General features: G+C 43.2%; 11 protein-coding genes. 4 read left to right on the top strand and 7 right to left on the bottom strand.

Translation table 11 applies throughout. From position 1 onward, the window contains the following. Positions 1-537: 537 nt before the first annotated feature. Together DUL71_RS25660 and DUL71_RS25655 are read left to right on the top strand one after the other, a co-directional pair. Complete coding sequence (locus DUL71_RS25660; RefSeq protein WP_114940719.1) at positions 538-1,587, top strand: sensor histidine kinase; 1,050 nt, start codon at positions 538-540, stop codon at positions 1,585-1,587. Further along, positions 1,577-2,320, top strand: coding sequence for a LytR/AlgR family response regulator transcription factor (locus DUL71_RS25655; protein ID WP_114940718.1), 744 nt, complete (start codon positions 1,577-1,579; stop codon positions 2,318-2,320). The genes DUL71_RS25660 and DUL71_RS25655 overlap by 11 nt, the downstream gene beginning before the upstream one ends. Position 2,321: 1 nt before the next feature. On the opposite strand, the gene DUL71_RS25650 is transcribed toward DUL71_RS25655, so the two are convergent. From DUL71_RS25650 to DUL71_RS25630, 5 genes are all read right to left on the bottom strand, one after another. Beyond that, positions 2,322-3,257: a DedA family protein/thiosulfate sulfurtransferase GlpE gene (locus tag DUL71_RS25650; RefSeq protein ID WP_114940717.1), complete on the bottom strand. Its 936-nt coding sequence runs from the start codon at positions 3,255-3,257 to the stop codon at positions 2,322-2,324. A 124-nt stretch (positions 3,258-3,381) separates the two neighbouring features. Next, positions 3,382-4,665, bottom strand: a complete 1,284-nt coding sequence (locus tag DUL71_RS25645) for an amidohydrolase (protein ID WP_114940716.1) — start codon at positions 4,663-4,665, stop codon at positions 3,382-3,384. 49 nt (positions 4,666-4,714) lie between these two features. Beyond that, entirely contained in the window at positions 4,715-6,061 is a 1,347-nt protein-coding gene (locus DUL71_RS25640) for an amidohydrolase (protein ID WP_114940715.1), read from the bottom strand. Positions 6,062-6,173: 112 nt separating this feature from the next. Next, positions 6,174-7,043, bottom strand: a complete 870-nt coding sequence (locus DUL71_RS25635) for a helix-turn-helix domain-containing protein (protein ID WP_244228835.1) — start codon at positions 7,041-7,043, stop codon at positions 6,174-6,176. A 138-nt stretch (positions 7,044-7,181) separates the two neighbouring features. Beyond that, a complete protein-coding gene (locus DUL71_RS25630; protein WP_114940714.1) occupies positions 7,182-8,063 on the bottom strand; it encodes a PIG-L deacetylase family protein in 882 nt (293 codons plus the stop codon). Positions 8,064-8,361: 298 nt separating this feature from the next. Here DUL71_RS25630 and DUL71_RS25625 point away from each other — a divergent pair, with 298 nt between their 5' ends. Then, positions 8,362-9,138, top strand: a complete 777-nt coding sequence (locus DUL71_RS25625; protein ID WP_114940713.1) for an SDR family oxidoreductase — start codon at positions 8,362-8,364, stop codon at positions 9,136-9,138. A 106-nt stretch (positions 9,139-9,244) separates the two neighbouring features. Here the strand turns inward: DUL71_RS25625 and DUL71_RS25620 are convergent, their stop codons facing one another. Beyond that, a complete protein-coding gene (locus tag DUL71_RS25620; RefSeq protein WP_112565923.1) occupies positions 9,245-9,484 on the bottom strand; it encodes a hypothetical protein in 240 nt (79 codons plus the stop codon). Positions 9,485-9,550: 66 nt separating this feature from the next. Next, the gene (locus DUL71_RS25615; RefSeq protein WP_114940712.1) at positions 9,551-11,431 is read right to left on the bottom strand and encodes a chloride channel protein; all 1,881 of its coding nucleotides are present in this window, start codon (positions 11,429-11,431) and stop codon (positions 9,551-9,553) included. A 240-nt stretch (positions 11,432-11,671) separates the two neighbouring features. On the opposite strand from DUL71_RS25615, the gene DUL71_RS25610 reads away from it, so the two are divergent. Then, positions 11,672-12,370 carry a Crp/Fnr family transcriptional regulator gene (locus DUL71_RS25610; protein ID WP_114940711.1) on the top strand — a complete coding sequence of 233 codons (699 nt, stop codon included), beginning with the start codon at positions 11,672-11,674 and terminating at the stop codon, positions 12,368-12,370. Positions 12,371-12,372 lie beyond the last annotated feature (2 nt).

The following is a 12,372-nucleotide window of genomic DNA, read 5'->3' as shown; positions in this document are numbered from 1 at the left end:
TTATTGTTTTGAGCAGTTTTCGTAGTATTATTAAACATTCTCCTGAACAATCCGGGTCAACACATTTATGAATGAAGCGCCCCGTATCTCACCCCGGGGCGCTTTTTACCTTTCGGTAATCAACTAAATCGACCAATCTCATGTTGGCCGGCGCTGGGATGTGTCTCAAACAGCCCGACGATCTTTAAAGCAATTATATCGGCAATAGCTTTGATGCTGATAAAGTAAGGGTGACCCTCGCCTCCAAAAAAAAGCAATTAATTCATGCGATATTTTTTTTATAGACGATTTGCCCAATATTCTCGACGAATTGAGTGAATTGCCGGTAAATTGACTCAATGCATATAGTCGATTATTTTAAGCAAACCGTCTATTTTTTTAACCCGATTATCGATACCGGTTTTATATCCGGTAATAAAACATTCTTTTTGATTAATTTTCACTACCCGCAACGCGTCTGCTTCATGTACAAAACAGTGCTGAAGGCCAAGCGGGACATGGTTATTTTTCTATTTTTATCAGGTAAATCTCTATAGCGTGTTTGTTAAATTAAGAAAAGCTGTTTTTCCGGTACATTTGTTTGCAGCCACGGCCCTTATTATCTGGATCCTGTTTCCGCTTACGTGGCCGGTTAATATGCCATCTTCATATTGGATAAAGCAGGTTGCCGAAAACTTGGGGTACGCAGTTGTTTATACCATTAACACAGCAGTACTATCCCCTAAACTTTTAACTAAAAGGCGGCTTGGTTTTTACATTATTAGTGTAATTGCGTTAATCATTCTGATGGTAAAATACAACGGTTGGATGCAGGACTCGCTTCATATTGATGCAGCCATGGCCAAGGTGTTCCATCCCTACGTGCCCGATCATCATATGCGCAGCGCCTGGACTATTTTAATGTGCCTTATAGTACTTGGCTTTAGTAATGTTACTACGGTGGCAAAAAAACTGCAGTCGCATGAGCTGGCTATCCAGGTTTCCGAAAAAGAACGTATCAGCGCCGAACTATCTTTTCTAAAAGCACAGATCAATCCACATTTCTTTTTTAATACCCTGCATACCATTTACGCTTTAACTGATACCGATCCGGCATCAGCGAAAGAATCGCTATACACACTGTCGCATATGATGCGCTATGTGATCTACGAAACCAAGCAGGATGTAACCACGCTAAAAAAAGAAGTAAAATTTATTGAAGACTATATTAGCCTGATGCGTACACGAATAGACAGCAGCGTGGAAGTGAGTTTCACCGTGCCGGAGAAACTGCGTGACATAAACGTAGCGCCCATGTTATTTTTACCTTTTATAGAAAATGCCTTTAAACACGGCATAAGCGCACGCCAGGCCAGCTATATTTTTGTGGAGATAAGCGAAGCAGGCGGAATATTAAAATTCATGGTACGTAATTCGATCTATAAAAACACAAACAAAGAGCTCGATGAAGAGTATGGTATCGGGATCGCGAATACAAAACGAAGGCTTGACCTGCTCTACCCGGGAAAATACAACCTGGTAGTGAATGACGATGCCAGCACCAACGAATATCTGACCATCTTAACGCTGAATACCAATGCAAATTAATTGTATAGCAGTAGACGACGAACCTGCGGCACTTAATCTCATCATCAATTATATCAATCAAACGCCTTTCCTGAGCTTAATGGCGAGGTTCAACAACGCTATTGACGCGTTAAAGTATGTTCACGAAAACCAAGACCTGCAGTTGATATTCCTCGACATCAGAATGGCCGATTTAAGCGGTGTAGAACTGGCCCGGATCATTGAACAATCGGACAGGAGAAAAAACCTGCGGGTTATTTTCACCACAGCATATGACCATTACGCGTTGGACGGTTTCAGGGTTGATGCAATTGATTACCTGTTAAAACCATTCAACTTTGTGGATTTTTCGCGGGCAGCTACCAAGGCCTATGAGTATTTCGTGATGTTAAATGGCACTCAACAACCAACAGCCGCTGTAACTGCGCCCCCGCAGTTTTTATACCTTAAGGTAGAACATCAATTGCATAAAGTGGACATTAATGACATCCTTTACATCGAGGGCTTGAAGGACTATGTTAAGTTATATCTTAAAAACGAAGAAAAACCTATACTAACCCTTATGTCGTTGAAAAAGCTGGAGGAAAAGCTTCCCGCAGAGCTTTTTCTGCGTTTGCACCGATCATTCATTGTATCAAAAGCAGCGATAAAATCGGCTACTAAAACCTCTGTACAAATTGGCGCCGAAACTATCTACGTAAGCGACCAATTTAAAGACAACTTTAGCCAGTTTTTGAAACAGTGGGTACTCTGATTTATGGCTGAATAAATGTAACCTCCTGACCAGATTCGGCCCAGGCATCAATACCGCCCAATAAAGGTCGGATACGCTTAAGCCCTACTTTTCGTAATTTCTCTGCATAGCGGGCAGCAGTAATCTCATTTGGGCACGAACAGTAAATCACGATCTCCTGGTGACCGGCATACCGATCGGCGATATCACTGAGACTGTTTTCATCTACGGGGATTGAGCCCGGAATAAAACCGTTTTTTGCGCGCTGATCTACGGGGCGTGCGTCGAGGATCACCGGATTTGATTTGCCGTCTATTAGTTCTATCAAATCATTCACAGTTACCCTATCTGCTTCAAACTGCCTGATAAGGCGATAGCGCTGCAACCATTTGAACAAAAGATATAAACCAAATAAAACAAGAACAAATAAACCGCCTAATTTTCCGTAGCGACTTAATGCCGAAATAACGCTGTCGATTTGGTGTCGAAAGATAGCGCCTAAAGCCACGGCTGCACTAAGATAAATAAGCGCTGCAATAGATGAAAAAAAAGCAAATAATGCCATTCCCATTGCGTAAACACCTGCAACAACCGGCGCAAGCGTAGACAGCCCGGGAATAAATTTTACTATAGTTAACGCAGGCGCACCGTAACGGTCAAAAAGATCGCCTGTACTGCGAACACAAGAGTCTGGTGATATGGAAATTTTACATAATTTCCCGAGGATGCCTGTTCCGTATCTTTTTCCGGCAAAAAATAAGACGAAGTCGCCTATTAGTGTCCCGAGTGATCCAACCAAAATTAGTGATATAACGTTCTCTGAGGTGGCAGGCGTTACAGCTGCAGTTACAATCATTACGGTAAATGCAGGTAGCGGCAGTCCTACACTCTGTAAAAGTGTGATTAGGAAAACTACCCAGAGCCCATATGTTTGTACCAGTTCAACTAATGTGTTCATACTTCAGCAGCAGCTAAGATAAAACACATAATTTTATTGACCCGTCAGATTCTGTTAATTAATTATTATTTGACGCCAAAAACAGGAATCTGCCGCTGATTTAACTTGGTTAACAGTATTACCTTCATGATTTATTCAAGTTTCCCAAATAAGTGTCCCTCTCTGTTTCTTTCCAATGCAATCTGGCCTCATGCGCAAAAGCCATGGTAGGCGATACCCGTGATACGGCTTCAGCCGAGCAGCTTGCATCAATCAGCACAAATTCGGCACTGTCATTTACTTTTGGCCATTGCATGTTCCCTTCATTGTCCAGCGGCAAAACATTGTGTGTGGCAAAACGCAACGTTCTGGAGAGGTCGAATTCTGTTCGCCAGCCATACAGATCAGCTATTAGGTTAGCTTTTTGAAGCATAGTGCCTGTCCCAAACGTACTCCAGTGATCCTGTATATTGTCGCTGCCCGCCAATACGTTTACACCATGTTTCATCAGCGCGGGAACAGGCATCACCAGTCTGCCAAACGGAATAGAAGATACAATGCCAACCTTCGCTGCTGCTAATTTCTCCGCAATACGTTCTAACTCATTTAACGGAAGTGAGGCAAGCACGAAAGCATGACTAACATAAGTGCGCCCCTGTAATGACGGATTTTTAAGAGACTGTTCGGCAAGGTACTCTATTGTGCGAAGACCTTCCTCGCCCCCATCGTGCAAGTGAATGTCGATCCCTTTATTGTTGTCCAGCGCCAACTGTACTGTTAAATCCAATACTTTTTCAATGTTCCGGTCTATTCCAAACGGATCAACGCCTCCGATAAAAGCGACGCTATCCAATTGTGCGGCCTCTTTTAGCAAAGGGGCCGAATCTGTATAAAAACATCCATGCTGCGGGAAGGCCACCAGCTCGGCGCTAAAGCTTTCCTTTTTGTTACCTAATGCTTTTTGCAGATTTTCCAAAGAGCGGAGCCCTGAGGTTGTATCTACATTGAAATGCGTACGGGCAAAGGTTGTACCGTAACCCTGCATCAGGTCTATTAAAAGGCCTGCCCGCTCCGTCGATGTTTTAAGCAGCTCAGGAATAATCTCCTGTTCGTAGGCAATCATGTCCAAAATACTTCTTTTCTTTGGAGAGTGGGCCTGCCATGGGAGGCCATATAGGGTTTTGTCCAAATGGACATGCATATCACTAAATGCAGGCAACATCAGATAACCTTTTGCATCTATAGCACCCGGGAGTGATGCGTTATTGGTAAATATCTTTGTGATCTTCCCTTCGCTAACCTCAATACAGAACAACCCCGTACATGTTTCTTTTACGCCGTTTTCGTCTGTTATAAAACCCGTTTCCAGGCGAATATTCTTTAAAATATAGATGCCCGTTACAGGCGGGGCATATTTTGCGTTTACCATTTCCAATACAATTTTGATATTAACACTTATTCCGTTGGCAATCCCTGTTTTAGAAAACGATGTTTCCCTGGTAAATCAGGGACTTTACTGGGGAAAGCCTTGACACGGCTTCTGCTGAGCAACTGGCATCAATGAGCACGAAATCGGCAGCATCACCAGCCTTAGGCCATTGCTGCTGCCCCCTATCATCTAATGGCAAGGGGCCTGCTGTTGCAAGGCCCAGCATCCGGGACAGGCCAAACTCTGTGTTATGTCCGTATAGCTGCGCCGCCATATTTGCCTTGTACAGCACACTTCCGGTGCCGAAGGTGTTCCAATGATCAACAATGCTGTCGTTCCCTGTCATTACTTTTACCTGGTGTTTCATCAACATAGGAATGGGCATGATAAGGCCGCCGAAAGGTATGGTTGAATTGATCCCAATCTGCGCTGCTCCAAGCCTCTCCGCCATTTCCTCTTGCTTCGCCTGGTCAAGTTTCCCCAATACAAAGCAATGGCTCAGGTACGTTTTCCCTTTCAGTACCGGGTTCTCGTTCACTTTGTTAATCAGGTATTCAACGGTTTTCAATCCCGATTCGCCTGTTTCATGCAGGTGGATGTCAATTCCTTTATGATGATCCAGCGCCAGCTGAATTGTAAAATCCATTGTTTTTTCAATAGCGCCGTCAACGGTAAAAGGATCTACTCCCCCGATGAAATCAACACCCGCCTGGGCTGCTTCTTTCAAATAAGGAGCGGTATCAGTATAAAACACCCCGTGCTGCGGAAAGGCCACCAACTCCGCGCCAAAGCCCTTCTTTTTATTATCCAGGGCCGTTTGTAAATGCCTGAGCGAATCCAGTTTAGAAGTAGGCTCTATATTAACATGGCTCCGTGCAAAAGAGGTTCCTTTTGATTGCAGTAGCTCGATCAATTTTTCGGCCTTATAAGTCGAATTTTTCAGCATTTCGGGCAGTATCTCCTGCTCCAGCGCTATCATTCCCTTTACACCTCCGGTTCTTCTCCGAACAGCCTGCCACTTATCGCCATAATAAGTTTTATCCAGATGAATGTGCATATCCCTGAAGGAAGGCAACATCAGCATTCCCTTTGCATCTATAGCATCAGCGCGGGGCTGACCGGTGCTGACTTTTGTGATCTTGCCGTTTACTATCTCTACCGAAAAAATACCGGTTTTAGTAGCCACAACATCACCACCGTCGTACTCAAAACCGGTTTCCAAACGCACGTTTTTAAGTGTAAAACTTTTATCCGCGTTGTTTACTTCCAGGGAGTTCAATCCGTTTCTTTCTTCCCGCTCATCTGCAAATAGCATTCCGGGAATAAGCGTAGCACCGGCGAGTGCCCATGCTGAGTTTCGGATAAATTCTTTACGGGATAGTGTTGATCTGTTCATTTGGCTTCCAGGTTATCATGCTCTTCGGCAAAAGCAATCGCTTTAACTTTCACAAAAGTACGCGGCCAACCGCCCATCGCCGGTGAACTATTCCTGCCAATACTTGTAAAATTTATAATTTCTCGCGAAATTCGGTAGGCGTCATACCTGTCTGGCTTTTAAAAAAATTGGAAAAATAGGCGTTGTCTGTAAAGCCCAGTTCAAAGCCTATTTCCTTGATAGAAAGATCTCCGCTTTGGAGTAATCTCCTGGCTTCTACGCAAACCCTTTGATGAATAAGTTCTGTTGCCGAGATCTTCAAATGTTTTTTACAAAGAATATTAAGATAGTTAGCGGATATATGGAGTTTTTCAGCATAAAACATCACGAATTTCTGCTGTTTAAAAAATTCATCTATCAGCATATTGAATTTAGCCAATCTTGGATTTGACTGGTATACCTTAAACTCTGTAAAGGCATATTCGGCCTCTCTGCTCACAATTGCTGCAATGGTACCGGCGCGGGCAGTGATCAGGGTAGCAAGCGAATTATCTCTCCTCAGTTCTTTTTTGATGGCATCAAATTCATAACGTAACTGATCGCAGGCATCTTCCGTAAGATCGATAACCGGATGGTTCTGATAATTGATAAACGAGAACCTGAAGAAAGGCGCAAAATGCTCAAAGAATGGACGCTCAACCATTAGTTGATACGCTATGGTTTTGCTGCCAATATACCATTTGTGCATTTGACCTGGAAAAAGCACGTGGATCTGACGATCACTGATGGTGTAATCAACCGAGTCTATAGTATGCACACCTTCAGCTTTATCAAAAAGCATGATGATAAAAAAGTCATGCTTATGCGGCTTCTCGATGTGCCTTTCCCCATGAATTTCGTTGAACAACAACTCTTCGCGCCCGGCAGTTTGCCCTTCGCGAAACCCGTCCAGCCCAATAACCGGCACCCAGGCTTCTGTTTCATGTTTGGCAATCTTGTTCACAATCAGCTGCTATTTTTAAAGGGTATCGGCTTGCTCGTCCTCTGTAACCTGGATTCAAAATCCCAAGGATAACGCCGATTGTGAAATTTATAAAAACAAGCCGATATAAACAAATGCTCAAAAACTTACAGCTTCGGATCAATCCTTTGTGGCGGGAACAACTAAAGAAGTATTAAGCATGGGCACGAGTTTCACCAGTTCCTCTTCGGTTACCTGTCTGCCAAATTCAGCTATTTCAAATCCCTCGGCATATTTTACCTCAGGCATAGCTTTCTTTCCGTTCCATTTTTCTAATGCGTATATGTAAGACGGGAACACTTTGCTGTATGCATAGGTATTATTATAAATTAACTGCTTTTGCTTTGCCGGATCTTTTCTTACTTCATCCAAAATCCCCATACCATGCGGAATAGCTTCTTCTACCTGCGTTTTATGTGCACCGCATGCGGCAAGTTTGGTTTCCCAAACTTTATCAATACTGAAAGCAAAATCAGGGATGTAAGAAAAATTGTGCGTATGAAAATCACGGATATACAGGAACACAGGCATCTTCTCCATTTTCAGATCCTTCGCGGCATCACGCACAATGTACCCGGCTGTCATGTTATCGGTATGACCGCCCTGTGCCGGGTAAAAAGTAAATACAACATCGGGTTTAAATGCTTCAATGCTTTTGATCACTTTTCCGCGCGACTCCGGGGTGTTTTTTAACCCCTGATCATGATAGTTCAATACTTCATAATCTGCCAGGTTAAGGATCTTTTTGGAATTCATCGCCTCCTGGTAACGCCTCTTGGCCAACACTTCGGGCTTTTCCACCCAATGGCCTTTATCCCCGTTAGTGAGCGACATAAATTTTACCTGGTGCCCCATCTGCGTATATAATGCAGCGGTACCACCCGTGTACACCTCACCCTCATCCGGGTGAGCGAAGATCATCATGATACGAAGTGGCGCTTGCTGCGCTTGCGCGCCCGCAGAAAAAACAGTGACAAAAAAGAACAAGATTAATAATCGCATAATTTTAGGTTTATAAGTGATTGAACTCAATAGGTCTGTTGAGTGAAACAAATCTAAGTTTTCAGCCTTATGCGAGATTGTGTTCGTTATTCCGATAATTGTATTTTTTATAACTATCTCCTGAAGTTCAATGCTCTGGCATCCTTTTTTTGTCTAAAGAATCAAAAACAATAGTTTATAGCATTTTTTCCGGACGTGACGAAACGTTAATTTCCAAATTTGATATAACTTGCCTGGGCAATCACAATGCGCTGACAGATGAGCCATTGAAAATTCATTTACCTTTTAATATTTACTTATGAACCTGGGATTAGATCAAAAAGTAGCCGTAGTACTGGCGGCAAGCAAAGGCCTCGGAAAGGCTTCGGCACTGGCTCTATCGGCCGAAGGCGCAAAAGTCATTATAGGCTCGCGGAACCTGGCCGAACTGAATTCGGCAGCCGAAGAGATCCGGCAGCAAACAGGAAATGAGGTGGCTTGCCTGCAGGTTGATGTCAATAACAGCGAACAATTAACCTCTTTCATCAATAAGGCCGGAAACCTGTACGGCCACATAGATATTTTAGTCAACAATGCCGGCGGACCTCCATTTGGAAAATTTGAAGGCTTTGATGATATGCAATGGCAGCAGGCATTTGAACAAAACATGCTTAGTTTCGTCAGGACATCAAGGTTAGTGTTGCCCTTTATGAAAACCACCGGCAGCGGCCGCATTATTAATATCGTTAGTGGGTCGGTTAAATCGGTGTTGACAAACTCGGTATTATCTACCGCTATGCGCATGGGCGTGGTTGGTATGGCAAAAATGCTGGCCGATGAATTGGGTCCTTACGGTATCAGCGTTAATAATATCGCGCCGGGCCTTATCCTTACAGACCGGATCAAGCACACGCTACCCCAAGATGTAGATCCTGAAGAAGCCATTAAAGAGAAAACAAAAAGTATCCCACTTGGCCGTATCGGTAAGCCGGAAGAATTCGCGGCTTTGGTAGCTTTTCTTTCATCTACCCCTGCTGCTTACATCAGCGGAACAACCATACAAATAGACGGAGGTGCAAGCCGCGCTATTCTTTAACATTATTTCTATTGAAACACAAAAAAGGGAGGATAGTATTATTGTACTTCCTCCCTTTTTTGTGCGGGTAATCCGGTCATGGATTATTTTCCCTATCGGGATTTTATTATAACGCTGGATTCTTTTTCTTATCAGGTTGTCCGGCAACATAAAATACTCCGGCAATGCCAACGATTGCCGCGCCAAAAAAGACAGGCAATTTATTAGTCCAGGTACCATCAGGGTAAGTGATGATCTCCATTGAACCGCTGCTATCTACAGCGTTAACAGTACTATGGTAAAAGAAATTTGGAACAACAAAAAGAGCCAAGCCAATTATAGCTAATATGATACTGAACTTTCTCATGATGATAAATTATGGTAATGATGAATTTTGTTTTTAATCAATTGTATGCCGAGTTGGGCGAAATTTCTATTTGTCGCTAACGTCAGTCAATTCCTTCCCTTTTGCAGGCATTTTGATGCGTTGTCTTTTCAATGATATTTTCACATGGGTATTATCATCGGCATCCATCTGGATCTGGTAAGCTTTTACGATGTTTTTATAAGAGAGTACCCCAACCAAACTGCGATTGCTTCCTGCGGATGAAATAGGCAATACATCCGCCCCCGTTTTTGACATGGTTTCCAAAGCTTTCCGCAAGCTATCTTTAGTGCTAATGAAATAAGTGGGCTGTTGCTTAACTATCTGCTTTAATAAAGTTTCAGGCGATAACTTATCCTGATAAACAGCGGTGATCTGTATTGTACCGGCATAAGCGCCCTGGTCATCAACCAGGATCAGGTAATTATCGTCAGTTACGTTATTACCTAACCACTTGCGTACCTCGCTTACAGTGCTTTTATCATTAATAACTATGCCTTCTTCGCTAATCACCTGCCCTACGCTCATTTTCTGTAAAACATCAGGTTCAAACGAATCGGGTGTAAACACTCCCCTCCTGGCTATTTTCTCTGTCATGATGGTATTCTCCATTAAAAAGAAAGATACCAGGTAGGCAGCTGTACAGGCGCCAAGCAAAGGAAGTAATGCATGTGACTGCATTGTGGCCTCCAGGGCAAAAACTATACTGGTAAGGTATGCCCTTGACGCGCCCGCAAACATAGCCGACATACCAATCAATGCCGCCAACGGTATCGTAATACCCGAATCCGGAAAAACCAGCAGTATCCCCGAACCAATAAGCGCACCGGCAGCGCCGCCAATGGTTAAAAGCGGGGCCAGCGTTCCACCTGATGTGCCACTACCCAATGCTATAGCCCATGATAAAAATTTAAAAAAGCAAAGCATGGCTATTAATCGGATAGACCACGTGCCCGAAAGCACACCGGTAATGTTATCATAGCCTACGCCAAGCGTGTGTGGCGCAAAATAACCTATAATACCTACAGCAAGACCGCCGATAGCGGGCCACCACATCCAATGTATAGGCAGCTTTTCAAAGCTATCTTCTATAAAATAAACTATTTTAGTGATACCGATAGAAATAAACCCAATCACAATGCCCATGAAACTGTAAATCCCCAGGGCTGTATTGGATGGAATGGCCAACTCCGGCATGGTAAATACCGGGCCCGATTCAAATAAAAGATGGTGCCCTGCCGCCCCGGTTATGCACGCTAAAGCAACCGGCAATATAGCACGTGGCGAAAACTCAAAAAGTAATAGTTCAATAGCTAAAAAAACCGCGGCTATCGGCGTACCGAATATGGCAGACATACCTGCTGTTGCACCGGCAGCAAGGATAATTTTACGTTCATTAGAGGTGATCTTGAAAAGCTGGCCTAAAGTTGAACCCAAAGCACCACCGGTCGCTATGATCGGACCTTCGGCGCCGAAAGGGCCACCTGTTCCTATTGCGATGGCAGATGAGATCGGCTTCAGAAAAGTAATGGAAGGTTTGATATTACTTTCATTTACCAGGATCTGTTCCATGGCTTCGGGGATACCATGCCCCCTTATCGCTTTTGAGCCGTATAGGGCCATTAATCCTACCAGTATGCCACCTATAGCCGGGATTATAATCACCCATAAACCTAAATGATTACCGGCCGGACTGTGAAACCGCAAATCAAGATTTCCATAGAAAGAGATATTGGTTACTAAGTTTATCAGAGAGATAAGCACCTTGGCAATAAGACTGATGCAAAAAGCTACCGCAACAGCGTATACAGAAATCCTGATAAGTCGTGCTTTTTTATAAGTAATTACTTTGGTATCGCTTTCGTTTTCGCCTATTTCGTTTAGCAGAGGAGCAATTGGAATGGCATTAGAAAGAATGTTTTTTTTCATGAGAAAATCAGAGCATCGATTTTAAGAGTTAAAATATTGCTTAAACAATATAATTATTAATTTTACAATGCAAAATTAGTTATTTACAATTGCATAAACAATATAAAATCATCAAAACAATGTCTTTTGATTTTTTTTATAGATTTTTGCACGCTGCGGATTGAACTGGAACTGAACCTTGGTGCTGTTTAAGTGCTGCGTTACTTGGTTATTATTGCGGATATTTATCCAAACGAGAGAATGAAGGAAATAAAAGGTAAATGTGATGTAAGCAATTGTTACTTATGCAACCATTGCTCTAAAGATTGGGCAATAGCGATAGCTTCGCACAAAAAAAATTACGAAGTCAAAAAAGGGCAGCACATTTTTACTGAAGGTGAACCTGTTACACGGATCTATTTTGTTTACTCCGGTAAAATAAAAACTCATAAACGCTGGGATGCCGAAAAGGAACTGATCATCCGGTTTGCTAAACCCGGTGATATACTCGGTCATATGGGACTCGGCAACGAACCCGTATACCCGGTAACTACAACTGCCCTTGAAAACTCGGTGATCTGCTCCGTTGACCTCGACTTTTTCGAATCGAGCTTAAACGTTAACCCGAAGCTCACCTACTCGCTGATGAAACTATTCGCCAACGAATTGCAGGAATCTGAAAAAAGGATGCGAAACCTGGTGCATATGCCCGTTAAAGAAAGAATTGCACTGGCTTTGTTAAACCTTAAAAAACAATTCGGCACTACCGAAGATGGCTACATCGACATTGAACTATCCCGGCAGGACCTTTCCTCATTTGCAGCTGTTGCCTATGAAACGTTATTCAAAGTAATGAACGAGTTTCAGAACAGCAGCCTGATCGCGACAAATGGGAAGAGTATCAAGCTGCTGAATGAGGCCGAACTTAAGGCCATGACAATTGATAAGGTTCAGCTATAACA

Origin of the sequence: Mucilaginibacter endophyticus (assembly GCF_003351025.1) — a bacterium.
Lineage (GTDB): Bacteria > Bacteroidota > Bacteroidia > Sphingobacteriales > Sphingobacteriaceae > Mucilaginibacter > Mucilaginibacter endophyticus.
This window is presented reverse-complemented; position numbering and strand designations above follow the sequence as displayed.

Excerpts from the sequence above, each read along its gene's own strand:
- DUL71_RS25625 (WP_114940713.1), top strand. The coding sequence starts at position 8,362 with ATGAACCTGGGATTAGATCAAAAAGTAGCCGTAGTACTGGCGGCAAGC.
- DUL71_RS25650 (WP_114940717.1), bottom strand. The coding sequence starts at position 3,257 with ATGAACACATTAGTTGAACTGGTACAAACATATGGGCTCTGGGTAGTT.
- DUL71_RS25630 (WP_114940714.1), bottom strand. The coding sequence starts at position 8,063 with ATGCGATTATTAATCTTGTTCTTTTTTGTCACTGTTTTTTCTGCGGGC.
- DUL71_RS25615 (WP_114940712.1), bottom strand. The coding sequence starts at position 11,431 with ATGAAAAAAAACATTCTTTCTAATGCCATTCCAATTGCTCCTCTGCTA.
- DUL71_RS25655 (WP_114940718.1), top strand. The coding sequence starts at position 1,577 with ATGCAAATTAATTGTATAGCAGTAGACGACGAACCTGCGGCACTTAAT.
- DUL71_RS25645 (WP_114940716.1), bottom strand. The coding sequence starts at position 4,665 with ATGGTAAACGCAAAATATGCCCCGCCTGTAACGGGCATCTATATTTTA.
- DUL71_RS25640 (WP_114940715.1), bottom strand. The coding sequence starts at position 6,061 with ATGAACAGATCAACACTATCCCGTAAAGAATTTATCCGAAACTCAGCA.
- DUL71_RS25620 (WP_112565923.1), bottom strand. The coding sequence starts at position 9,484 with ATGAGAAAGTTCAGTATCATATTAGCTATAATTGGCTTGGCTCTTTTT.
- DUL71_RS25610 (WP_114940711.1), top strand. The coding sequence starts at position 11,672 with ATGAAGGAAATAAAAGGTAAATGTGATGTAAGCAATTGTTACTTATGC.